The sequence below is a fragment of the Rugosimonospora africana genome (assembly GCF_016862975.1).
Lineage (GTDB): Bacteria > Actinomycetota > Actinomycetes > Mycobacteriales > Micromonosporaceae > Rugosimonospora > Rugosimonospora africana.
Map to the genome: position 1 here is coordinate 12,394 of NZ_BONZ01000094.1, position 23,749 is coordinate 36,142.

The window sequence follows — 23,749 nt, forward strand, 5'->3', positions numbered from 1 at the left end:
TCCTCACCGGCGAGCGGGCCGGCCGCCAGCCGATTTCGCCGGGCCCGCGGGCCGCTCGGGCGGGATCGAGCGGCTCGGGCGGGATCGGCCGGCCCGAAGCCGGACCGCTACCGGGCGGCCGGGAGCCGGACCGTGAAGCAACTGCCCGACCCCGGCCGGCCGTCCGCCTCGACCGTGCCCCCGTGCGCCACCACCACCTCGCGGACCAGCGCCAGCCCCAGCCCGTGCCGCCCGGTGGAGCCGCCGCTGCCCCGGTGGAAACGCTCGAAAACCCGGCGCCGGTCGGCCGGGTCGAGCCCGGTACCGTCGTCCGCCACGACCAGCTCGACCAGCCGCCCGCGATCCGGCGTGGACACGGTGAGCCACACGTGCCCACCCGGCCGGCTGTGCCCGATCGCGTTGTCCACCAACGCGGAGACCATCCGGCGCAGCGCCGACTCTATCCCGGTCACCACGCTGGCCTGCGCCTCCCGCCGCACCGCGATGGACACTCCGGCCTGCTGGGCGCGTGGCTGCTCGGCCTCGGCCACCGCACCCGCCACGTCCGCGAGATCGATCGGGCCGCCGCCCGGCCGGCTCGCCGCCAGTCCCGCCGAGTTGAGCAGGTCGTCGACGATCTCATTGAGCTCCCGGGTACCGGCGACGATCCGGCGCAGCTCATCGCTCACCTCGGAAGGTACGTCGGCTTCGGGGCGCCGCAGCAGCATCTGCGCGCGGGTGTGCAGCCGGGTCAGCGGGGTGCGCAGTTCGTGGCTCGCGTCCGCGACGAACCGCCGCTGCTTGGCCAGCGCCTCGTCGAGCGGTGCGATGGCCAGGCAGGCCAGCAGCCGGCCGGTGACCGCCGCGATGAGCAGCCCGGCCAGCTCCGCCATCGCCAGCGCGTCCATCAGCTGCCGCCGGTCGGACAGCTGCCACCGCTCGTCGAAGGCCGCCTGGCGCACCTCGCCGCCGTACCGGGCCGTGCGCACCGCGTACACGGTCCCGTTGGCCCGCAGCACTACCGTGGCGACCGGAGCGCCACCGAGCGCCGCGTTCACCGGCGCGCTCAGCGGCAGGCCGGCCGGAGCCTGGTCGGCGCCGACCAACCGCCCGTCGCGCAGCACGAACAGCCAGGAACACGGGTCGACAGCGCCGGTCCGGTCCTGGCCGAGCACGTACCCGAGGGTCATGCTCACCTGGGCCCGCTGGCGGTGCACGGTCACCACGTAGGCCAGCCCGCCGACCAGGACGACGATGGCGGTGATGGCGCCGGCGAGCTGGAGGCTCAGCATCAGCCGACCTCGACGCAGCGCGCGCTGCTCCGGCGGCAGCCGCCGGCTCCGGCTCCCGCGCAGGGCGGTCATCGCGGGAAGCTCATCGCGGGACGGCCGTCACAGCGCACCGATCTGGTACCCGAACCCGCGAACCGTACGGATGACTCCGCTGCCCAGCTTGCGGCGCAGGTAGTACACGTAGGTGTCCACTATGGACTCCGCACTGGTGTCCTCGAACAGGCGGCTGCGCAACTGGTCCCTGGAGTGGATCGCGCCCGGCCGCACGGCCAGCATCCGCAGCAGCTCGAACTCCCGCGGGGACAGGGCCACCCGCCGGCCGTCCGGCAGCGTCACCTCGTGTAACGACATGTTCAGGAACCCGTCGCCGACCGGTACCAGCTGCGCCTCGTCGAGGAACCGGCGGTTCAGCGCCCGGACCCGGGCCACCAGCTCGTCCACCTCGAACGGCTTGACCAGGTAGTCGTCGGCCCCGGCGTTGAGCCCGTCGACCCGGTCGGCCAGGTCGCCGAGCGCGGTCAGCATCAGCGCGCGGGTGGTCACCGCGCGCCGCCGCAGCCGGATCAGCACCTCCAGCCCGTCGATGGCGGGCAGCCGCCGGTCGATCAGCATCACGTTGTACCGGCGGCTGAGCGCGAAATGCAGGCCGCGCTGACCGTCCTCGGCCACGTCGACCGCGAAGCCGTTGCCGCCCAGGAGAGTGGCCAGCATTTCGGCCAGTTCGCTGTCGTCCTCCATCACGAGCAGGCGCGGGGGTTCGGCCCGGCTATCCTGCGTCATGCGGCAATGATGCCATTCGCCGCCCGTCATGCGCCGCGTCGGAAGCCATCATCGTCGGCACGCCGTCGGGAGCTGCGGCGCCGCGAGCTTCGGCGTCGGGCGTTGTCACGTCGAGCGTCGCGGCGTTGGGCGATGCGGCGTCGAGCGCTGCGGCGTCCGCTACCGGCCGGCGCCGGTCCAGCCACATCAGCACCGGCGTGGTCATCGTCGTGGTGATCAGGGCCACCAGGACCAGTGCGGTGAACATCTCCCGGTTGACCAGGTGCGCCTGCAGGCCGACGTTCAGCGCGATCAGCTGCATCAGGCCGCGCGCGTTCATCAGCGCGCCGAGGCGCAGGGCCACCGCCTGCGGCTCGCCGCGCAGCCGGGCGGCAAACCAGCACGCGCCGAACTTGCCGGCGATCGCCGCCGCCACCGCCGCGAGCGAGAACAGCAGCAGGGCCGGGTCGGTCAACAGGCTGAACCGGGTGTTCAGCCCGGAGTACACGAAGAACATCGGCACGAACACCCAACTGAGCGCGTTCGTCGTCGGTTCCACCCGGGCCGCCGCCGGGGTGTCGGGCAACGCGAGGCCGACGGAGAACGCGCCGAACACCGCGTACAGCGAGATCTCGTCGGTGAACCAGGCCGCAGCGAAGAGCACGGACAGGATCAGCAGGACGACGGTACCGTCGGCGACTCCCGGCCGGTTCAGGATCCGGCTCAGCACCGGGCGCACCACCACGACGAGTACCACGCCGAACAGCACCGCACCGCCGACCGCCTTCAGCACCGGCCAGGCGTGCCCGGACGCGACGCTCAGCACGGCGGCCAGAGCGACCCAGGCGACGGCGTCGTCCACTCCCCCGCTGGCCAGCGCGAGCGAGCCATACCGGGTGCCGGCCAGCCCGCGCTCGTTGATGATGCGGGCGAGCATCGGAAACGCGGTGATGGCCAGCGTCACGCCGACGAACGCGGCGGACACCCCGACGCTCACCCCCGGCGCGAAGATGTCGACGTGCCCCCGGACGGCCAGCGTGAGCACGACTCCGAACGCGAGCGGTACGACGATCCCGCCCACCGAGACAGACGCGGCCGTGCCGGCGAGCCCCTGGCGCAGGTGTGACCGTAGTTCCCGGCCGGCCTGGAACATCAGTGCCACCAGGCCGATCTGGCCGGCCACGTACAGCACCGGGCGCAGCTCGTCCGGGAAGATGGCGTCCTCCAGACCGGGCGCGAGCAGCCCGAGCAGCGACGGGCCGAGCAGCACGCCGGCGATCATCTCGCCGACCACGGGCGGCTGGCGCAGCCGGCTCACCGCGACGCTCACCAGCCGGCAGACCAGCAGGATCACCATGGCGGCGATGAAGAACCTGGGTGCGAGTTCGTTGGCGGTCATCGTGTCGCTCCTGTCCGGCGGGTCGTCGGTGCTGGTGCGGCGTCGGGGTGAGGGGGTCAGCGGCCGGGTGGTGTAGCGCCCGCGTGGTCGAGGCTCGCGAAGTAGGTCTGGCACAGTCGCTGGCGCCGGGCGTCGAGCACCATGTACGTCCCGAGCGCGAGCTGCACGAGGCTGCGGGAGACGTCCTCCCACCGGTCGCGCACGCGCATCGCGGCCAAGCGAGCGCGCGGTCGCGGCGCCCCGACCGGCACCCCGGCCGACGTCCCCGCCGGCGCCCCGGCCAGCAGGCACGGACCCCGGTTGGGCAGCGAACGGGTGTGCCCCGCGGAGGTGGCCAGCGCGAACCGCGCGATCACCGCGTGCGCCACCACCCGCAGGCTCAGCGGGGCGATCCCCCGGGCCGGGCAGGGCCGGTTCGCGGTGACTCCGAACGGGATGAAGTTCGCCTCACCGGGCGCCAGGTGCGCCCAGCGGTCCGGGTCGAGGTGGTCGCCGCCGGGCAGCCCCGAGTGCTGGTACTCGGCGTAGTGGAACAGCAGTACCGAGCCGGCCGGGATGGTGGGCAGCCCGTCCAGCGTGATGTCCGCCGAGGTGATCCGGTGCGCGACGCCGAACAGCGGGTACACCCGCATGGTCTCGTCGATGACCCGGTCGAGGTGGCCGCCGTCGCCGGCCCGCAGCCGCTCCTGGATGTCGGGGCGCTCGGCGACCACCATGAGCAGGTGCGCCATCGCCTCCGACATCTGCACGACCGCGGTGTTGAAGAACGTTCCCTGCAGGTACCAGGCCTGCTCCTGCGGGGAGAACAGGGACGGCAGTGGCACCGGCACGGTGCCGGCGTCGACGCGCCCGCGCAGGTACCGGGTGAGCCGGTCCCGCCGGCCCAGGTGGCGCAGCCGGGTGCACTTCAGCGCGCTGACCACGTCGTCGGCGTTGGCCACGATCAGGTCGCGTACCTCCGGCGGGCACGGCTGGCCGAACACCGCCTCGTAGTAGACCTCGGCCCAGATCGGCATCATCAGGTCGCGCAGCCGCACCGCGGTCCACCGCCGCCGCCGCCCCGGCGCCGTGGCGGGTCGCCAGTCGTCGAGGACCCGGGCGGCGCACCGGCCGACCAGGTCCTCCCACTCGTCCTTGCGCAGCCGGGCCAGGATCTGCCGGGTGGCCCGGGCGGCCTCGTCGTACCGGGGCCCCGGCTCCAGGTGCTCCTGGTGCACCTGCGGCCCGGGGGCCAGCCAGTACCAGAACAGGTCGGACAGCGCCGCGCCGCGACTGCGACCGTTCGCGGCCGGGTGCGCGTACACCCGCCTGAAGTCGGCGACACCGACCTGCCGCCCGGGCACCGGCACCCCCTCGTCGCCGTTGACCCGGGCGAAGATGCGCTCCCGCACCCCGACCACGAAGCCGGGCAGCCAGTACGGCGCGGATACCACCAAGGCGAGCGCGACCACCGCCACCGCGAGCCAGACCGTCATGGACGTCCCCTCACCAGGTCGGGAGTCAGGTCGCGGGGCGAGGCCGCGCCGCACAGCGCCAGCGCGGTGTCCACCTCATCGCGCAGCAGGTCCAGCACCCGCCGCACCCCCCGCTCGCCGTCGACCGCCAGCCCCCACAGCACCGGCCGGCCGATGCCCACCGCGCTGGCCCCGAGCGCCAGCGCCTTGACCACGTCGGTGCCGCGCCGCACCCCGCCGTCCAGGATCACCGGGATCCGGCCGCCGACCGCCGCGACGATGTCGGGCAGCAGGTCGATGGTGGCCGGTACGGTGTCCAACTGCCGGCCGCCGTGGTTCGACAGCACCAGCCCGTCGACGCCGTGGCGCAGCGCCAGCCTGGCGTCCTCCGGATGCACGACGCCCTTCAGCAGCACCGGCAGCGAGGTCGACCGGCGCAGCCAGTCCACGTCGGCCCAGCAGATCCGCGGCGACATCGCGATCGGGCGTACCGCGTCCGGCTCGCCGCCCGGCAGCCCGCGCATGTTCTCGCACGCCATGCCGGCCGGCAGGTCCAGGAATCCGTTGCGCCGGTCGCGTTCGTGGGTTCCGAACACCGGCGAGTCGACGGTGACGACCAGCGCCCGCGCGCCGGCCGCGGTGGCTCGGGCCACCAGTGCCTCGGTGACCTCCCGGTCCGGCTGGAGGTACAGCTGGAACCACAGCGCTGGCCCGCCCTCCGGTGCCGCTTCCCGGGCCGCCGCGGCGATGTCCCCGACCGCGACCGTGGCGGCCATGCTGACCACCATGATGGTCCCGGTGGCCGCCGCGGCCCGCGCGGTCGCGCGCTCACCCTCGGGATGCACCAGCCGGTGGAACGCGGTCGGCGAGATCAGCACCGGGCTGCTCGCCGGGCAGCCGAACAGCGACACGTCCAGCTCGCGCTTCTCGTGCCCGCGCAGCACCCGGGGCAGCAGGCTCAGCCGGCCGAACGCGGCCTCGTTGTCCCGCAGCGTCACCTCGTCCCACGCGCCGCCGGCGAGGTAGTCGTAGTACACCGGGTCCACTGTGGACTTCGCGGCGGCCTGGAACTCGCGGAGGTTGAGCGGGTCTGCTGGACCCGGCCGCGCAGCTGGATCCGCGCCCAACGCGTGCATGTCCGTACCCAACGCGTGCGGGCGCTCAACGCGTGGCCGGCGCCGGCGTCCGCGCCTCGTCCGGCGGGCCGGCAGGCTCGCCGGAACCGGTGAGCTGCCGGGCGAAGAAGTCGCGCAGCGGCGCCCGGTGCGCGAGTGGCTTGTCCCACTCGTTCTCCAGGTTCTCCGCGACGTGGTGCGTGGCGACGAGCTGGCCGCCCCGGTGGTGCCGGATGACCGGGTGCAGGTAGCTGGCGTCGGGCGCGTCGGCGGCGGCGTCCTGCGCGGTGCGCCGTACCGTGATGTCGAACGGATCGACCTTGTCGTGGTCCGGCCCGTACTCCAGGGTCACGGCGAAGTACTCGTCGCCGAACACGCCCTGCGCCGCGTAGCCGACCGGGACCTCGTCGAGGTAGCGGGCCGGCCCGGTGGAGCCGACCACGACCAGGTCGGCGAGCACGCTGAACTGCTGCCACAGCGCGGAACTGCGGTTGACCCGGTCGAGCACCGCGCCGGTCAACGCGTCCGGGTCGGCGGCGACCTCGCGCTGCGGCCAGGGCAGGTCCTCGTGACGCTGGCGCAGGATGTGGTATAGCGCCCGGACCGAGTAGCGGAAACCGTGGATGAACCCGCTGGTGGCCTTCTTGAAGTCGCGCTGCTGCATCAGGGTACCGGCGAAGTACAGCCCGGGTACGTTGACCGACTCGAACGCCGGGCTCAGCGTCGCGAACCGGTCCTTGTACATGAGCTCCGGCCGGCAGTCCTCGTCGAACGGGGACGTGTCCAACCGGAACCCGGTGCACACGATGACGCGGTCGTACCACAGTTCCTTGACCACCTCGTCGGCTCGGGAGAAGGAGAACCGCACCCGGTACCCGCCGTTGTCCGGTTCGATCGACAGGACGTTGCCGTCCAGGATCGCGTTCTGGGACTTGAGCTGGTATGTGTCCAGGAAGTTGTTGTTCACCGCGCGCAGGTGGCCGACGTAGTGCGTCTTCCAGGCCAGGTGCACCGAACTCGGCCCGGCGACGTGGATGACGGCGGCCGTCTCGATGAGGTTGTCCGCCGTCTCGAAGGCGGAGTTGCCCTTGCCCAGGATCAGCACCCGCTGGTCGACGAAGTCGTCCGGATCCACCGACACCGTCGGGTACTGCTCCACGGACTCGATGCCGGGGATCGGCGGGATGTACGGGCGGCTGACCCCGGTCGCCATCACCAGCCGCCGGGCCCGCCACACCTCGCCGCCGGAGTCGGTGACCGCGAATCCGTCCGCGCCGTCCCGGCTGATCCGCACCGCTCGGGTGCCGTACCGGATCCGCAGGTCGAACGCCGCCGCGAAGTCGGCCAGGTACCGCACGAACGTCTCAGCCGGTGGGAAGTACCGCGGGGTGTACCGGGTGAACAGCAGTTCCGGGTTGTCGGACAGCAGCGAGTTCCAGTCCATCCGCAGGTTCAGCTCGGCGTCCTCGGTGCCGGTGTGCCGCTTGTTGTTGGAGATGAGCGTCCGGTGTCTCGGGTACGTGCTGAAGAACGTGCCGGCCGCGTCCCCGGCCTCCAGGATCTGGTAGTCGTGGCCACCACCGGCCAGCAGCGCACCGAGCTGAAGCCCGGCCGGTCCGGCCCCGATGACCAGGTAGTCGAGAACTGTGTTGGACACGCCGACCTCCGGTCCGCAACGACGTCTGCACGAGGACTGGTCCGGCTCGTCGAGTGGCGCGGGACGCGCCGAGCCGGACCGGTCGTCACAGGGATGGACACTCGTCACTGAATCTCAGAACCACCTCAAAGCCGGGCGAGGATCCGGGGAACGTGGCAATGACGGCGATCCGGTGCCGATGCGCCATTGCGGCATGACCCGGTACGGCCGCAGAATGATCGAGCTTCGATATCGCGCGGCGGCGAACGGGGACGTGATGCGCGCACAAACCTCACCGGCCTATCCGCAGGCCCTCATCGACCTGCTCGAGAGGTCCGGAGACCGGCCCTGCTTCGAGCACGGGAGCCGGATCGTCACCGCCCGGCAGACGCTCGCGACGATCCGGCGCCTGGTCGCCGCGATGCGCGGCGCGGGGATCGGGCCGGGCACCGGGGTCGCGATGCTGCCCGGCGTCTCGCCCGAGGGCTTCGCCGCCATCTTCGCCGCGTACGCGATCGGTGCGCGGGTCAGCGCGGTACGCCCCGGGCTGACCGCGGGACAGTTCGCCCACCTGCTCACCGGGGGCATCGACGCGGTCGTCTTCGATCCGGCCGTCGCGAACCGCGACCTCGTCACCCTGGCCGGAAGCATCCCGCGGTACTCGCTGGGCAGCCATCCAGGCGCCACCGACCTGCTCGCCGGCGGCCTGCCCAGCGGCGACGCCGATCCCGGCGACGAACCGCTGGTCGCCGCGGGCCGCCCGGACGACATCGCCCGGATCACCTACACCAGCGGCAGCACCGGCCAGCCCAAGGGGTGCGCGGCCACCTACGGGGCGCTGGCCGCGGACTGGACGTGCGCTCCCGACCGGTGGTCCGGCGCGATGGCGCGGATGGCCGACGGGCTCGACCGCTGCCTGCTGTTCGGCACGCTGTCCAGCCCGGTGGTCATGAACTACGTGCTGCTGAGCCTCTTTCACGGCGGGGTGGCGGTCATTCCCGACCAGACCCCGCAGCCGTTCTTCCCCGCCGTCATCGAGCGGTACGGCATCACCGGCACCATCATGACGGTTCCCCGCCTGTACCAGCTGCTCGACGTCTTGGATGAGCACGCGCTCGACGAGCACCCGTTCGACGTGAGCAGCCTGCGGTCGGTGATGGTGTCCGGGTCACCGCTGCACCCGCACCGGCTGGCCGACGCCACCCGGCGCCTCGGGCCGGTGGTCTTTCAGGCTTATGGTCAGTCCGAGGCCGGGTCGTTGACCCTGCTCACCCCCGACGAGCTGAGCGCGTCCGGCCAGGCCGCGCTGGATTCGGTCGGGCGGCCGCATCCCGAGGTCGAGGTGAGCGTCCGCGACGACCAGGACCGGCCGGTGCCGCCGGGCACCGACGGGGAGATCTACGTCCGCACGCCGTGGCAGACCTCCGGTTACTGGGGCGATCCGGAGCAGACCGCGGAGGTGTTCGTCGACGGCTGGGTGCGCACCCGCGACCTGGGCCACCTCGACGGCGACGGATTCCTGCACCTGGTGGGCCGCAGCCGGGACATCGTCATCGTCAACGCGATGGTCTACTACGCCGGCCCCATCGAACGGGTGCTCGCCCTGCACCCGGACGTCGACGAGGCGTTCGTCGTCGGGGTCCCCGACGAGCGCACCGGCGAGGCGGTGCACGCCCTCGTCCGGCCGGCCGCCGGCCGCACCCCGCCACGCGAACAGCTGACCGCGCTGGTCCGCGACACCCTCGGCGAGGGCAGCGTGCCCGCCGCGATCACGTTCATCCCGAAGGTGCTCGCCGCGGAGAGCGGCAAGCCGGACAAGCGCGCGATGCTCGCCCGCTTCGGCGAAGCCGCGGTGCCCTGCGAACCCGCGGTGCCCCGAGGCGAAGCCGCGGTGCCCTAACCCCCGGGGCAGTTGGCCTCGACGCTCTGGCTCGCGGCCGGGTAGCCGTAGGCCGCCGAACTGCGCCAGTCGGAACACGCGCCGGCCTGGTCGTTCAACCGCTTCCGGGCATCGCCCCGGTGGAAGTACGCCTCGCCGTACTGCGGGTTCAGCTGGATGGCGGTGCTCAGGTCGGCGGCGGCGGATTCCGGGTCGCCGGACGCCAGCTCGGCGACGCCCAGGTCGTTGTAGGTGTCCGGGTAGTTCGGGTAGAGCTGCGCCGCCCGGCGGTAGTCGGCGATCGCCTCGGGGTACCGGTTCATCGCCGCGTACACCCGGCCCCGGTTGAGGTACGCGTCGACGAAGTAGCTGTCGAGCGAGAGGGCGTAGCTCACGTCGGTCAGCGCGCTGGCGTAGTTGCCCAGCGCCAGCTCGGCCTTGCCCCTCTCGTTGTACGCGGCGCCGAACCCGGAGGACAGCGAGATCGCCTTGTCGTAGTCGGTGATGGCCCCGGCGTTGTCGCCGTCGAGGCCCTTGATGACGCCGCGGTAGTAGTAGCTCAGCGTGAACGTGGGGTCCAGCGAGAGCGTCTTCTCGAAGTCGCGCAGGGCGGCCGGATAGTCGCCGCTCTTGTATTCGGTCATGCCCCGGATGCTGTAGACGAACGGCACGTCCGGCTGGTGCGCGATCGAGTTGTCCAGCACCCGCACGGGTTCGTGCCAGAGCAGGACGCGGGTGAACGTGGCGACCCCGAACAGCACGGCGACCACGGCCAGCAGTGCCGGCCACACCGGGAGCCACCGGGCCCGCCAGCCACGGTTCGCCTCGACGAAACCCCGGACGAGTTCGGCGAGGACGAGGAACAGGCCGAGGTACGGCAGGTACACGTACCGGTTGGACAGGTAGTTGTCCTCCAGCAGCGCCGCCTGGCTCAGCAGCACGTTGGCCACGAAGAAGGACAGGCCGAACAGCAGCAGCTTCCTCGGCACCGGCGCCCGGTACAGCAGGAACCCCAGCACGACCAGGACCACCGGCGACAGGTAGAGGTACCAGGGCAGGAACGCGCCGGTCTTGGCCGGGTACGCGTACGCGAACGCCAGCGGGTACGGGACGACCGCCCGGACGAGGTACCCGACCAGCGCGGAGCAGACCAGAATCGCGCGGTCGAGGAGGGTGTAGTGGTACAGCGAGTCGGTGTCCACGCGGAAGTGCAGGGTGAGCAGCCCGCCGGCCAGCGCCACCAGGCCGAACGGAACCTTCTCCGCGACCAGCCGCCAGCCGAACCTCCGGCCCCGGCAGTAGTCCAGCACCGGAAGGCACACCGCCAGCGCCACCGCGGTCGACTTGGACAGCACCGCCAGGACGAACAGCAGCACGGCCAGGGCCAGCCAGGGCCACCTCCGGCGGCGCGCGTACCGGAGGTAGGCCACCAGGGTGGCGAGCGAGAACAGGGTGGCGAGCAGGGTGCTGCGGGTGGAGACCCAGGAGACGGTGTCCACGTTGACCGGGTGGACGGCGAACGCGACGGTCACGAAGTGCGCGATGAACGCGCGCTTGGTCAACATCCGGCACAGCCGGTACACCAGCACGATGTTGGCCAGGTGCAGGGCCAGGTTGGTGATGTGGTACGCGGCCGGGTTCAGCTGCCCGACGTGGTAGTCCAGCGCGTACGAGAGGGACACCAGCGGGGTGTACATGTACTGCAGCGGCGTGGTGAACCAGTGCTCGAGGTTCGGCCAGGACAGCGCCCGGATCGAGTAGTTGTCCAGCACGTTGTCGGGGTCGTCGAACTCGAGGAACCCGCTGCCGAACACGCCCGCGTAGAGCACGACGGACAGCGCGAGAGTACCGGCGACGATCAGCGCGTCGCGCTGCCGCTGCTCGGTGGCGGTCCCGGACACGGCTCCAGATGATAGTCGATCGTCGATGTATTGGGAACGCTCCCACACGCTCGGGCAGATCAGCCGAACCGGCCGTGGACGTAGTCGGCGGTACGCGGGTCCCGGGGCGAGGTGAACATCGCCCCGGTGGGGCCGTGCTCCACGATGTACCCGGGCGTGTTCTGCTCGGCGAGGAAGAACGCGCAGCGCTGGGACACCCGCGCGGCCTGCTGCATGTTGTGCGTCACGATCACGATGGTGACCTCCGCGACCAGCTCCGCGATGGTCTCCTCGATCACCCGGGTCGATGTGGGGTCCAGCGCGGAGCAGGGCTCGTCCATCAGCAGCACGCGCGGGCGGATGGCCAGCGACCGGGCGATGCACAGGCGCTGCTGCTGCCCACCGGACAGCGCGCCACCCGGCTGGCGCAGCCGGTCCCGCACCTCCCGCCACAGCCCGGCCTTGAGCAGGCACTCCTCCACCAGATCGTCCTTGGCCTGGCGGTTTTTGCGCTGGCCGGTCAGCTTCAGCCCGGCGAGGACGTTGTCGTAGATCGACATCGCCGGGAACGGGTTCGGCTTCTGGAACACCATCCCGATCTGCCGCCGCGCCTCGGTCAACCGCCGGTCCGGATCGTAGATGTCCTTCCCGTCCAGCAGCACCTCGCCGGCCAGGGCGGCGGAGGGCACCAACTCGTGCATCCGGTTGAGGATCCGCAGGAACGTCGACTTCCCGCAGCCCGACGGCCCGATGAGCGCGGTCACCTCACCGGCGCGCATCTGCAGGGACACCGAGTCGAGCACGTGGTGGTCGCCGAACCACGCGCTGACGCCGCGCGCCTCCAACCCGGCCAGCGGCCCCACCCGTACCACCGATCCGGTCAGCGGCGCGCCGCGCGGCACCGGCGGCGGCACGGGAAACTCCTGGGTGTACGGGACGGGTGACGCGGCGGGGGCGGTGTAGCCGTCGGCTGGCGCGGTCATGGCTCGGTGTCCTCACGGGTTCGGGTCACAGCAGGTTGGGCAGTAGTCGGGTGGTCTGGTCCGCGACCGCGAGGCCGAGGAGCGTGAGCACCGGCAGGAACACGATCCAGGACTGCCGGCGACCCCAGCGGCGCCAGCACCAGGCCGCCGCCACGGTCGCCACGAGCAGCACCTCCGCCCACTGCAGCAGCGCCCAGGCGGTGCTGGTGTCGCCAGCCATCGGTCGCTCCCGCGGCTCGATCGCGCCGCGGGGCAGCGCCGCCCGGGGAGCCGGCTGGGCCGGCGAGACCAGATCGGCGTCGACCCGCAGCAGCCCGGACGGCAGGAACGGTGTGCCGGCCGCGGTGACCAGCGTCAGCCGTCCCTTGCCGGGAGCCAGCGGCGGCGGTACCGCGTCGCCGGCCCGCCGGGAGGCGACGACCTGGTACGTCGCGACACCCTGGCCGGTGGTGACCGTGAAGACGTCGCCGACGTCGAGCCGTTCGAGGTTGCGGAACGGGCCGCCGTACGCGCCGAGCCGGCCCATGATGACCGAGGTACCGGGCTGGCCGGGCAGTACCGTGTCGCGCTCGTGCCCGGGTCCGGACATCAGGATCCCGGACGTGGTGCCCTCGAACACCACCTCGTTCACGTGGATGACCGGGATCTTCAGCAGCGCCACCGGAGTGCCGGGCGCCAGCAGGCGACCGTCGGCACCGGTCTGCCCCACCGGCGCGGTGCCCTGGGCGAGCCCCACGCGCAGCGTGTTGTACCCGGAGGTCTGCGCGGCGTGGTGCTCCAGCCAGCTGACCAGGGTGAGGGTGAGCACGAAGCCGAGGACCACGACCGCGAGCGTGTGCAGCACGATGCCGGTGGCGTCCCGCCACCGGTTCAGCGGCCGCGGTGCCGGCGGGGCGAGCCACGGCGCGAGGATGTCGGGCTCCGGTGCCTGCCGGGTCGCCGTCACGGTCATGCGGGTCTACCTCCTGATCGATCGCCGCGTCAGGCCGCCGGGTTACGCGCCGGGTTGCGCGGATCGGGTTGCCCGGTGAGCGTGGCCGGGGCGGGCCGGTCGCGGCGCAGCAACGAGGTGAGCCCGGCGCCGGCGACGATCAGTGCGATCCCGCCGGCCAGCATCAGGCCGATGTCGAGCCCGGTGAGGGCGAGGGCACGGGTACCGGGGCGCTGACGCGGCAGCGGCAGGCTGGGGCTCTGGGTCGGTCCGGCCGCGGTACCCGCCGAGGGCACGGTACCGGCGGCGGGTACCGAGGTGGGTGTGGCGCCCCGCGGTCCCGGTCCGGTACCGCCGCCGCCACTGCCGCCACCACCGCCGCCCCCGCCGCCGGCCGGCGGGACGGTGACCGCGATGGAGATCCCGCCGTCGGCCGCGGCCGACGCGGACGCCGTGACGCCCAGCCCGGTGACCATCAGGGTCAGCGCGGCCGCGCACAGCGTCCGCCGGTTCACCGGGGCTCCTCGACCGCTACGGTGGCGGTCCGCCCCTCCAGGCGTCCACGGTCGACGGCGGCGACCAGCAGCCGGCGGACCATCCGGCGGCGGCGCGCGACCAGCCGGACGACCAGCCAGATCGCGGCGGCGAGCAGCACCAGTACGGCCAGCTGCGGCCACGGGACGGCCCAGATCGTGGCGCTGCGGTGAGCGGTACCCAGCGCGGCCGCGGTCAGCGACGCGGTGTAGGTGTCGCCGGTCACCGCGCCCGGGGTCATCTTCGCCGTGACGCCGACCGGCCCGAACGGTGCGCCGCGCAGCGTGAGCGCGGCGTGGTACGACTGTCCGGGCAGCAGCTCGGGCAGCGTCGGCGGCGTCGCGCTGTCCATGGTGGTGCCGAACATCGAGGTGACGTCGACCAGTTGCCGGCTGGACAGGCGGATGTTGCCGGTGTTGCGCACGGTGTAGTCGACACGTACGGCGCCGCCGCGCAGCGGGTTGAGCGTCCCGTGGTACGAGCTGTGCAGCCCGGTGACCGCGAGCGAGGGTACGAGGTTGCCCGGGATCCGCAGGTAGATCCTGCTGCCCACGCGGCGCTCCAGGCGCACCGACCCCTGCTGGCCGGGCAGCTGCACCGCGGCCACGATGCCGCCGACGTGGTCGCCGGGTGTCGCGTTGGCCGGGATGGTCAGCGTGAACGGCACGTTGGCCCTGGCGTGCGGCGGCACGGTGACGGTGGACTGGGCCAGCGTGACCCAGGCGCCGATGTCGGTTGGGGTCTTGTCACCGGGGAGCAGGTCGAACCCGCCGCTCGGGGTGTTGACCGCGTCGCTGGCGTACACGTGGAAGGTCGCCGCGGTCGCGCCGAAGTTGGCGACGCCGACGTAGTCGTGCACCACCTTCGCCGGGCCGAGCTGGTAGTCGAAGCGGCTACGACCGTCCGGGCCCTTGGCGGTGGACGGGAGCACTCCCCAGGTGATCGCGGACGAGCTGGGCGAGGGGGTGGGCGTGGGCGCGGCCACGGCCGGGGTCGCGCTCGCCAGCAGCGCCGCCATCGTCGCGGCGGCGCACGCCAGCAGCGCCCGCGGCCGTCCGCGCAGCTTGCCGGGAGAGGTCATGACGCTTCCGTTCGCTAGTGGGAACCCGGGGAGACGGGAGACCGCCTCCCCGGGTAGCGGGCGGTCAGATCGCGGTGATCGTCACGTCCGCGTGGTAGGTGTCCGCCGGCGTGGTCGCCGGGAACTTCAGGGACAGGTCGGCCGACAGCTTGGCCGTACCCAGGCCGTCGCCGGCGCCCGCGCTGGCCAGGGTGGCACCCACCCCGGTCAGGCCCGGGTCCGAGCCGGCCGCCACCGCGGCACCCGCGGAAGCGCCCTGCCCGTTGTCCTGGGACGTGACCTTCGGGGTCCAGCCCAGGGCCTTGCCGGAGAACGTGTGGGTGGCGTCGTTGCCGACGAAGGTGTCGGAGACGGCGCCGTTCACGGTCCAGCCGGGCTTGTCGATGGAACGGGTGTCGGTGACCGTGGCCAGGTCGACGTTGCTGACCGAGGTGACCAGGTCGTCGCCGTCCCGGGTCGGAGTCGGCAGGTTCACCGGCGCCGTCGGGTCCACGGTGAGGGTGAGCGCCCCCGTCTCAGTCGGCTGGCTGACGGTCGTCTGGAGCGTGACCTTGCCGGACTGGTTCGGGGTGCCGCCGTTGCCCTCGCTGATGGTGTAGTTCAGCGTGCCGCTCGACCCGGCGAACGCGGTGGTGTCGTCGGGTACGAACGTCGCCTTCAACGTGTGCGACCCCACCGAGAGGTTCTTCGTGGTGATGGACGCCGCCCCGGCCGTGACTGGCTGGCTGCTCAGCACGTCCGTACCGTCGAGGAACTCGATGTGGCCGGCAGCCGACGCCTGGTCGACGTGCGCGGTCAGGGTGACCGGCGAACCCTGCGACGCGCCACCCGAGGGCGACGCGGTCAGGGTCGTGGTGGTGGTCGCCGGGCCGCCCGGCTGTCCGCCACCGCTGACCTGCCAGCTCCACTGGGTCACCTGCCAGACCCGGTCGGACGGGAAGTCCGACGGCGGCGTGGCTTCCCGCGTGGCCACGGACACGTGGACAGCGGCGCTGTCGAACTGGGCGAGCACGCCCAGGTCCGAGTCCAGGCACAACCCGGCGATGGCGAAGTCGTCTTCGGCGATGACGGTTCCGACCGGCTTGGCCGCGTCGGCCGGGGACAGCACGGTGTCGGTCGTGCCGGCCGGCAGGATGGCGTCGAGGATGTTCTCGATGCCACCGTCCTGCCACGATCCTTCCTGTGCCGGTACCTGAAGGTTCCCGCCCAGATCGGCCATCGGGGTGAGGAATCCGCCCAGGGTCGGGTCGGTACCGGTCGGGTAGAACGTGTCCACATAGTGGGCGGATCCGGCGGGGCACGCGGCCTGCGGGGTCACGGTGATCGGGTCGGCTGGGTTGCCGTTGCCGAACTGCCAGGTACCGGAGGTGGGATTAATCGTCAGCCCGCCGGCCGGGTCGGCGAACGCCGGGCCCACTGCGAAGCTGGCGACCACCGCCCCGCCGGCCACCGCGGCCAGCAGGCGAATTGGTCTCTTCACGGAACTGCTCTCCTTAATCTGTGGAACGGCGGACGCACCGGCGATCGGATCACCGGGCCGTGGCGCGGTGTCCGGGGCTCACCGCGCCCGGTGTCGCTCCCGTTCGCGATTCGGACCGTCGCCGGCCCGGAGCGTGCGGCTGGCATGGGTGCCTCCCTCGGGCCACCCCGGGTGGCCGGGCTGCGCGTGACGGCCACCCGGGGTGTGGTCACGTCAGGCCGGTCAGTCCTTGCCCTTGAGGGCCGTGCTGCCGCAGTTCGGGTTCGACGCGAAGCCGAACTGGTGCAGCGTGGTGACCTGCGCGCAGACCGCGGAGGCGTTGCTGACGAACAGGGTGACCAGCGCCTGGTCCTGGGAGAGCCCGGTCACCGCGGTGGTCTTGAACACGTTGTAGACCGAGCGGGTGAACGCGGTCGGGAAGCTCGCGTTGATGACCTGGCCGGGAGCGGTGCCGGTGGTCGGCGCCTGCCCGTCCAGCACGCCCAGCTTCGAACTGCCCCGGCGGTCCTGCACTCCGGTCGCGGCGTGGTTGCTCTGCGCGATGTTCTGCGCGATCGAGATCGGCGCGATCTCGACGTACTGCGTCGAACCCACGGTCGGGTCGGTCAGCACCTGGCCGTCGTGCTCCTCGATCGACGCGCCGGTGTCCACCTTGTGGTCCTTCACGCAGGTGGTGTTGACGCTGGCGTCGGGCAGGCCGACCGCGCCCTCGAAGAACGACCGGGTGCCCGAGCCCGGCTGCGGGACGTACGGCTGGATGGTGAAGGTGGTGCTGCCGACCGTCACGCTGGTCAGCGTGCAGGCGTAGATGCTCTTCAGCTGCGCCGTGGTCAGGCCGGACGCGAAAGCCTGGTCGAGACCGCCGCCGCTCTTCACCGCGTAGTCCACCGCGTCGGTACCGAACGGAATCCAAGTCAGGCTGGTGTCGCTGGTGTCGTTCGGGCCGCGCGACGAACGGGCGAAGTCGACCGCCCCACGGGTCACGGGGCCGTGCGCGGCGTTGTAGTTGTCGGTCGGCGCGTACCCGTCCGAACCGCTGTTCAGGCCCAGCGACAGCCGCAGCGCCGCGATGCCGTCACCGGAGCCGTTCGGCCGCTTCAGGGTGTTGGTGGCCACCCCCTTGGTCGCGATGGCGTCGTAGGTGACGGCCGGGTTGGAGCCGGGCTTGGTGGCGTCCCACGACTCGAACTGCCGGTGGCCGCTCGCGCCGCTGCTGGTCACCGTCCTCGCCAGCTGGCTCATGACGTCCTGGACGGTGTCCGAGCCCACGCCGGCGTAGCTGGCCGGCGTCGGGTCGGCGAACGCCGGTACGGCGCCCAGCGTGCTGACCGCCAGGGCCGTCGCGAGCGGCAGCGCGACGGCGACCGCCGCGATGACCCTCGTGCGAGTTGACACGGTTCCTCCCTTATCGGGCTCGCCTGCCGGAGCCTCCGGTAGGCTTTCCGCTCGGCCTGCCCCTACCTGTCTTAGGGGCAGGCCGACCTGCACTCCGCCGGCCGGCAAGCCGCCGGCGGAAACCTCTGGCCGGCGAAGCCGCCGGCGAACTGCTGGCCGGCACGGCGCCGGCGCGAACTCTGGCCGGCAAAGCGCCGGCGCATCTGGCGCGCGCTACCCGCCGGTCGGCGGCGCCGCGCCGGGCGCATCGGCACGCCGGCGTCTTGGGCGCACGAACGGCGCGGCGACGGCGGCCAGCAGCCCGACGCCGAGCCCGATCACCAGCACCCAGCGGGAGATCGCCTGCGGGTCGCGCGGAGTGCGTGCCGACTCCACGACCGCCGCCGGGGCCGGTGGCCGGGTGGACGACACGAGCCCGGAAGGGGTCGCCCCGCCCTGGGGTACGGCACCGGCCTGCGGGACGGTGCGGGAGTTGCCCGCGCTCCCCCCGCCGCCGGTACCGCCGCCCCCGCCGGAGCCGGTCAGCGGTGGCGCGGCGGACAGCTTGCCGCTCTTGATCTCCGAGATCGCGGCGAGCGCCTGCAGCCGCAGCGGGGTCGGCAGCGGCGCGTAGCCCGGCGGCAGTTGACCGAAGTCCAGGCCCGGCGCCTGGCCGGAGCGCACCGCGTAGCTGATGAAGTCCGCGTACTGGGCCCGTGCGGTCGGGTCGCCCGCGTCGTCGATGTCGGCGATCGCGACGGCGGCGTACGTCACCATGGTTCCGGGGTAGGCGCCCGGCGCCTTCGACGACGGGTCCAGCCTCCGCACCCGGCGCTCGGTAGTGCTCGGCGTCATCGCCGCCTCCCCGGCCAGCAGCCCGGCCTGGTCGGGAGCGATGAAGTTGCCCGCCGCGTTGCGCAGGCTGGCGGTCTGCAGCCCGAACCGGGCCGCCTCCGAGGTGCTGGTCACGCACAGCACGAACCGGTTCCCGGTGGCCTGCGGCGGATTTTTGATCCACTGCGGTACGAAGACGGTGCTGTTCCCGCTGGTCTGCCACAGGCCGCCGACGCCGCCCGGGTTGGCGGCCCGGGTCCGTTCGGCGGCATCCGTCATGTCGTTCACGTACGGGGACACGTCGAGCACGCACTGCGGCGTCGCCCCCTTGGCCGCGTCCTCCGCCGAGGGCTGGGTACACGTGGGGTCCGACTTCGGGAAGTTGTCGATCGGCGTGATCTGCCCCCGGTACGACGGGTTCACCGTCATCCCCCACGGATCGGGCTGGCCGGAGAGGAACGCCCGGGCGTCGGAGTCGGCGTCGATCCACTGCCACAGCGCGTTGGCGGCGTCGGCGTTCTGCACCGTCATCAGCGGGGCGCCGGTGGCCGGCCCGTTGCCGGGGAGGGCGAGGAGGTACTTCGCCTCCGGGTTCAGCGCCACGAAATCGGGGTCGGCGAACAGGGTACGGGGATTCTTGGCCAGGTACGGCGGCGGTCCGGCACCGAAGGTCTGCGGAGCGACCGATCCGCCGTAGGACTCGGTGAGCAGCTTCGCCACCAGGCGGGGCGTCAGCTTCAGGTGCGCCATCCTGGTACCGGACAGCAGCTGTTCCGCGGCCGGCGGCTCGACGTTCGGGTCGAGGCTGCGCTCGATGTTGAAGCCGATCACGAAGCCGGACAGCGCCACCGGCGCGTACGCCACCGGGTGGTCCGGGTCGGGCTCCAGCGGTCTGGTGGTCAGTGCCAGGTGCGCGGTTCCCGGAATGTTGTTGAGGATCGACGAGCGGGCGACGTCCTCGGCCTCCGTGGTCAGGTTGTACGGCACCTTGGTGGTCTGGCACAGCGTCGGCTGCCAACTGGTCAGCGCGTCGGTGGCCAGTTCGCTGCCGACCAGGCGCCGCTCCGCCGCACCGATCGGGCACAGCCCGCTGACCGGCTTGAAGTCCAGCCGGAACGACAGCCGGTGCTGCCAGTTGGCCATGCTCAGCGGTGAGGAGAACAGCGAGCCGAGGCTCGGACCGATCTGCGCACCCGACTTGTACCCGTCGTCGGTGACCCCCCGCGGCACCACGACCAGCCAGCACGCCCGCCCGGTCACGCCGGCGTTCGGCTGTGTCACCGGTGCGCCGCACCCCAGCGACGGGGACTCCAGCGCGGTCTGGGTCTCGAACAGCTCCTCGCCGGTGCCGTCCGGTCGGGTCAGCCCGTAGTCGTCCTCGTTGGTGCTCGCGGAGTCGAAGACACCTCCGCCGGCGACATCGACCGACTGGCCGACCGGCGCGATCACCGGCTTGGTGTCCGCCGCCTGCTTCGGCCAGCCGCTGGTCACCGGCCAGAACGGGACCGTTCCGCTGGTACCGCCGCCGTTCGTGTCGTAGTTGAGCGGCTTCCCGTCGGGTCCGGTCGCCGACCGCTCCGCCACGTCCGCCCGCAGCACGCTGCGGGTACGCGAGTAGCTGAAGCCCGGTACGCCGGAGGCACCGGCCGGGTCCTTGCTGTCCGAGGCGAAGGCGCCGTACTCGCAGGTCTCCCGCGCCGGTTGCGGATCGCCCGCCGGTGCCGTCGGATCGTCGCCCCAGCACTGCATGACCTGCAGGTAGTTGTCGAAGTACACGCCCGAGCCGGGTTGGGTCGGGGCCAGGCCAGACCAGGACACGGTGATCGCCTGGTTCACCAGGCCCCGGGTCTGGGAGACGGTGACCGACAGGCCCGGGAACGCGCCGTCGCCCTTGAGCGTGACCGCGGAGTTGGTCACCGGCGTACCGGTGTATTCGCCGACGCCCACGGCCGGGTCGGTGTCGGCCGACGCGACGCGCAGCGTCACCACCTCGGTGGTACCGGCGGCCAACAGCCCGGCGATCACGCCGATCAGCAGCCGGCGGTACCACGGCATCGCGGTGGCCACCGCCGCACGGGCCGCGGTCACCGCGACCTCCTCCCGCCGAGCAGCAGCGAGACGGCCCCGGGTGCCAGGACCAGCCCGAGCACGACGGCGGCGGCCAGCAGCATCAGGGTCTGCTCGCCGGACCAGCCGCGCCGCGCGGCCAGTGCCACCGGCACCCCGGCCACGGCCTGGTCCGTCCCGCCGTCACCGCCGGCGCCCACGTACTGGTCGGTCGCCGGGTCGTAGCGCAGCGACGCCCCGGGAGTCGGGCTGCCGCTCGCCGTGACACCCGTTGTCGAGCCGCCACCGCCGCTCGTCCGCGTGCCGCCCTTCGACGGCGTGGTCTGGGACTTCGCTCCGCCGGTGCCGTTCACGCACTGGGTCGGGCCGCGCTTGTCGCACGCCTGTGGCTGCGGAGCGACGTCGACCAGCTTGTTGTGCCCGTCCCGGCTGAACGTGGGATTGTTGCAGCCCTGGATGTTGATGTTCTGGGTGACCGCCCCGGGGATCTTCTTGATCTGGTCGAAGCTCGCCTGGACCAGGTTGATCGGCAGTGGCGAGTAGCCGAGATCGGGCGCCTGCTGCTGTCCCTGGCACTCGAAGAAGTAGCTGAAGGCGGCGAGAGTGCGGCCCGCGTCCGTGGACACCTTCTTGCTGGTGACCGTGGGCAGGATGAAGTACGAGTACGACGACATCGGGTACACCCGGGGATCGGTGTACGCGTAGACGTCGGTGAGGTCCTGGGTCAGGTACACGGCCGGGTTGCTGGCGTCGGTGTTGATCTTTGCCTTGAGCAGCGCGACGGCGACGTTGTACGGCGTCGGCTCGGTGTAGTAGCCGGCGGCGTTGAGCATCTTCGCGACCGGGAACCCACGGTTGATCGCGTACGAGTACTCGACATAGCCGATGGCGCCCTCGGCGTAGCTCTGCGCCACGTACCCGGACACCCCGAGGTCGCCGGACTGGGCGATCGCCCCCGCGAACGTCGGCCAGTACGACGTCGCGCCCAGGCCGCAGCTGTGCTTGGCACAGAAGGCGTTCCAGATCGACAGTTGCTGGTTCTGCATCCACAGGCTGAACTGCGCGCTGCTGCCCGAGCCGTCCGACCGGATCACCGGCACGATCTTCTCGGCCGGCATGTTCAGCCCGGGGTTGTCGGCGACGATCGCCGGATCGTTCCAGCGGGTGATGCCGCCGGTGAAGATCTTCGCGATCACCGGGCCGGACAGCCGGAGGTTGGTCACCCGCCGGCCGCCGATCTTCAGGTTGTACATGAAGGCGGTGCCACCGGCCACGATCGGCATGTACGCGTACGTGTTCGGGGTGGGGTTCTCCGGCGAGGACCCGTCGGTCGGGTGTTGCTGGAACGGGATGTCCGAGGCGGCGAAGTGGACCGTCTGGGCGAGGAACCGCTGCCGCCCGTCGGAGGAGCCGTTACCGGCGTAGGTGACCCGCATGCCGTACTGCTTGACGTCGGTGGTCCACTGGTTGACCGCGTTCGCCGCCCAGCTCGAGCCGGCGCCGTCGATGGGCACGTACGTGTCGGCGAACGCCGGCACCGGTGCGGTGAGTACCGCCAGAGCCAACGACACCGCCAGCAGGACGGCCGAGCGCGCCCGTCGCCGGAGCCGGTGACCGCTATCAGAACTCACGGGTCTCTCCACTCGTATCGTCGGCGCTGTGCGAGTTCACCCGCGACGCCGTCAGGGCGATCGGAGCCGGGCGTCGGGAGAAGCGGATGACGTCGCGGGCCGATCGCTGGGCGTTGCGCACCACCTGCCGCGAGCTGGGCTGCCCGGGGGCCCGACCGCCGACCGCCCGGGCGAGCACGAACAGCACCACCACCAGCGACATGAGGAACGCGGCGGTGGCGAACCCGCGGGCGATCATCGTCGGCTGCGGCGACTTGACCAGTTCGAACGTCGCCAGCGGCAGGGACACCTGCGGCCCGTGCAACGGGTCGGTGTTCATGAACGTCGTGTACCCGGCGGTCAGCAGCACCGGGCTCGTCTCGCCGATGCCCCGCGCGGTACCGAGGATCACGCTCGTGGCAAGCCCGGACCGGGCGGTCGGCAGGACGACGTGCCACACAGTCCGCCACCGTGGCGCGCCCAGCGCCTCCGCCGCCTCCCGCAGGTTGCCGGGCACGAGGCGCAACACGACGTCCGCCGCCCTGATGATGATCGGCAGCATCATGACGCTCAGCGCCAGCGCCGCCGCCAGGCCGGACAGCTCGAAGTGCAGGATGAGGATCCAGGTGGCGTAGATGAACAGCCCGGCCACGATCGAGGGCAGCGCGGTCATCGCCTCGACGACGGTACGCACGAACCGCGACCCGAACCCGCCGACCTGGGTCAGGTACACCGCGCAGGTCAGCCCGAGCGGCACCGTGATGACCAGCGCGATGGTGATCATTTCGAGGGTACCGACGAGGGCGTGCTCGATACCGCCGACCGTCAACGGGTCCAGCGGGCCGGCGTCGGACAGGTCCTGGGTGAAGAAGTTCGGGTGGTGCAGCGCGGACGCTCCCCGCACGACGGTGAATCCCACCACCAGGAACAGCCCGGACATCAGCGTGCCGGCCGCCGAGTAGAGCACGACCGTCCAGATCCGGTCGCGTACCTGCGGCCCGTCGCCGCCTAGGCGGACCAGCAGCGCGTACGCGGCCAGGAACGCCAGGTACGCCACCACGATGAGGCCCAGTACCCCGGACAGCGGCGCGATCCGGCCGAACAGCAGCAGCGCCACGCTCACCCCGCTGGCCAGCGCGCCGCACAGGTTGAGCCAGTCGTCGCGCCGGAACACGCGCAGGTCGCGCCGGGTCGGGGCGCCGGCGAGCGGGCGCACCGGCAGAGTCGTGGACTCCGCGGCCGGTACCGCGCCGGCCACCGCCGCAGAGCCGTTGCCGCCCGGCTGCACAACGGCCGGCGGCTCGCTGCCCTGGGGGTCGATGGCCCGTGAATCGCTGCCTCGTGAATCGCTGGCCCGTGAATCGCTGGCCCGTGAATCGCTGGCCGGTGAATCGCTGGCCGGTGAATCGCTGGCCTGTGAATCGATGCCCTGGGGCTCGATGGCCTGCGGCTCGATCGTCAC

17 protein-coding genes are annotated in these 23,749 nt (G+C 72.1%); 1 reads left to right on the forward strand and 16 read right to left on the reverse strand.

Annotated elements, in window-relative coordinates; translation table 11 throughout:
- Window positions 1–107 precede the first annotated feature (107 nt).
- From Raf01_RS42385 to Raf01_RS42410, 6 genes are read right to left on the reverse strand one after another with little or no spacing between them, the layout of a single operon-like run.
- Window positions 108–1,343, reverse strand: coding sequence for a sensor histidine kinase (locus tag Raf01_RS42385; RefSeq protein WP_203923791.1), 1,236 nt, complete (start codon window positions 1,341–1,343; stop codon window positions 108–110).
- A 27-nt stretch (window positions 1,344–1,370) separates the two neighbouring features.
- Window positions 1,371–2,051 carry a response regulator transcription factor gene (locus Raf01_RS42390; RefSeq protein ID WP_203923792.1) on the reverse strand — a complete coding sequence of 227 codons (681 nt, stop codon included), beginning with the start codon at window positions 2,049–2,051 and terminating at the stop codon, window positions 1,371–1,373.
- On the reverse strand, window positions 2,038–3,429 hold the full coding sequence (locus Raf01_RS42395; protein ID WP_203923793.1) for a cation:proton antiporter: 1,392 nt from the start codon (window positions 3,427–3,429) through the stop codon (window positions 2,038–2,040). Before Raf01_RS42395 ends, Raf01_RS42390 begins: the two co-directional genes overlap by 14 nt.
- A 56-nt stretch (window positions 3,430–3,485) precedes the next feature.
- Window positions 3,486–4,904, reverse strand: a complete 1,419-nt coding sequence (locus Raf01_RS42400) for a cytochrome P450 (protein ID WP_203923794.1) — start codon at window positions 4,902–4,904, stop codon at window positions 3,486–3,488.
- A complete protein-coding gene (locus Raf01_RS42405) occupies window positions 4,901–6,019 on the reverse strand; it encodes an alpha-hydroxy acid oxidase (RefSeq protein WP_239134411.1) in 1,119 nt (372 codons plus the stop codon). Before Raf01_RS42405 ends, Raf01_RS42400 begins: the two co-directional genes overlap by 4 nt.
- A gap of 25 nt (window positions 6,020–6,044) precedes the next feature.
- A complete protein-coding gene (locus Raf01_RS42410) occupies window positions 6,045–7,655 on the reverse strand; it encodes an NAD(P)-binding domain-containing protein (protein ID WP_203923795.1) in 1,611 nt (536 codons plus the stop codon).
- Between the two features lie 214 nt (window positions 7,656–7,869).
- Here Raf01_RS42410 and Raf01_RS42415 point away from each other — a divergent pair, with 214 nt between their 5' ends.
- Window positions 7,870–9,534, forward strand: a complete 1,665-nt coding sequence (locus Raf01_RS42415) for a class I adenylate-forming enzyme family protein (protein ID WP_239134412.1) — start codon at window positions 7,870–7,872, stop codon at window positions 9,532–9,534.
- On the opposite strand, the gene Raf01_RS42420 is transcribed toward Raf01_RS42415, so the two are convergent.
- The 10 genes from Raf01_RS42420 to pstA form a co-directional block, all read right to left on the reverse strand.
- Window positions 9,531–11,414 (reverse strand): tetratricopeptide repeat protein, encoded by a 1,884-nt coding sequence (locus tag Raf01_RS42420; RefSeq protein ID WP_203923796.1) that lies wholly within the window; start codon window positions 11,412–11,414, stop codon window positions 9,531–9,533. The genes Raf01_RS42415 and Raf01_RS42420 overlap by 4 nt on opposite strands.
- Before the next feature lie 59 nt (window positions 11,415–11,473).
- The gene (locus Raf01_RS42425; RefSeq protein ID WP_203923797.1) at window positions 11,474–12,376 is read right to left on the reverse strand and encodes a phosphate ABC transporter ATP-binding protein; all 903 of its coding nucleotides are present in this window, start codon (window positions 12,374–12,376) and stop codon (window positions 11,474–11,476) included.
- Between the two features lie 25 nt (window positions 12,377–12,401).
- The gene (locus Raf01_RS42430) at window positions 12,402–13,328 is read right to left on the reverse strand and encodes a sortase (RefSeq protein ID WP_203923798.1); all 927 of its coding nucleotides are present in this window, start codon (window positions 13,326–13,328) and stop codon (window positions 12,402–12,404) included.
- Between the two features lie 29 nt (window positions 13,329–13,357).
- Window positions 13,358–13,822, reverse strand: coding sequence for a hypothetical protein (locus tag Raf01_RS42435; protein WP_203923799.1), 465 nt, complete (start codon window positions 13,820–13,822; stop codon window positions 13,358–13,360).
- Window positions 13,819–14,922 (reverse strand): WxL protein peptidoglycan domain-containing protein, encoded by a 1,104-nt coding sequence (locus tag Raf01_RS42440; RefSeq protein ID WP_203923800.1) that lies wholly within the window; start codon window positions 14,920–14,922, stop codon window positions 13,819–13,821. The genes Raf01_RS42435 and Raf01_RS42440 overlap by 4 nt, the downstream gene beginning before the upstream one ends.
- Window positions 14,923–14,986: 64 nt before the next feature.
- The gene (locus tag Raf01_RS42445; RefSeq protein WP_203923801.1) at window positions 14,987–16,402 is read right to left on the reverse strand and encodes an Ig-like domain-containing protein; all 1,416 of its coding nucleotides are present in this window, start codon (window positions 16,400–16,402) and stop codon (window positions 14,987–14,989) included.
- A 222-nt stretch (window positions 16,403–16,624) separates the two neighbouring features.
- Entirely contained in the window at window positions 16,625–17,797 is a 1,173-nt protein-coding gene (locus Raf01_RS42450; protein WP_203923802.1) for a type 2 periplasmic-binding domain-containing protein, read from the reverse strand.
- A 213-nt stretch (window positions 17,798–18,010) separates the two neighbouring features.
- On the reverse strand, window positions 18,011–20,698 hold the full coding sequence (locus Raf01_RS42455; protein WP_203923803.1) for a hypothetical protein: 2,688 nt from the start codon (window positions 20,696–20,698) through the stop codon (window positions 18,011–18,013).
- Complete coding sequence (locus tag Raf01_RS42460; protein WP_203923804.1) at window positions 20,695–22,308, reverse strand: phosphate ABC transporter substrate-binding protein PstS; 1,614 nt, start codon at window positions 22,306–22,308, stop codon at window positions 20,695–20,697. The genes Raf01_RS42455 and Raf01_RS42460 overlap by 4 nt, the downstream gene beginning before the upstream one ends.
- Window positions 22,298–23,749: a phosphate ABC transporter permease PstA gene (pstA, locus tag Raf01_RS42465; protein WP_239134413.1), complete on the reverse strand. Its 1,452-nt coding sequence runs from the start codon at window positions 23,747–23,749 to the stop codon at window positions 22,298–22,300. Before pstA ends, Raf01_RS42460 begins: the two co-directional genes overlap by 11 nt.

Bases quoted from the DNA above. Each gene is read 5' to 3' on its own strand.
- Raf01_RS42385 (WP_203923791.1), bottom strand. From the start codon at position 1,343: ATGACCGCCCTGCGCGGGAGCCGGAGCCGGCGGCTGCCGCCGGAGCAG.
- Raf01_RS42390 (WP_203923792.1), bottom strand. From the start codon at position 2,051: ATGACGCAGGATAGCCGGGCCGAACCCCCGCGCCTGCTCGTGATGGAG.
- Raf01_RS42395 (WP_203923793.1), bottom strand. From the start codon at position 3,429: ATGACCGCCAACGAACTCGCACCCAGGTTCTTCATCGCCGCCATGGTG.
- Raf01_RS42400 (WP_203923794.1), bottom strand. From the start codon at position 4,904: ATGACGGTCTGGCTCGCGGTGGCGGTGGTCGCGCTCGCCTTGGTGGTA.
- Raf01_RS42405 (WP_239134411.1), bottom strand. From the start codon at position 6,019: ATGCACGCGTTGGGCGCGGATCCAGCTGCGCGGCCGGGTCCAGCAGAC.
- Raf01_RS42415 (WP_239134412.1), top strand. From the start codon at position 7,870: ATGATCGAGCTTCGATATCGCGCGGCGGCGAACGGGGACGTGATGCGC.
- Raf01_RS42425 (WP_203923797.1), bottom strand. From the start codon at position 12,376: ATGACCGCGCCAGCCGACGGCTACACCGCCCCCGCCGCGTCACCCGTC.
- Raf01_RS42430 (WP_203923798.1), bottom strand. From the start codon at position 13,328: ATGACCGTGACGGCGACCCGGCAGGCACCGGAGCCCGACATCCTCGCG.
- Raf01_RS42440 (WP_203923800.1), bottom strand. From the start codon at position 14,922: ATGACCTCTCCCGGCAAGCTGCGCGGACGGCCGCGGGCGCTGCTGGCG.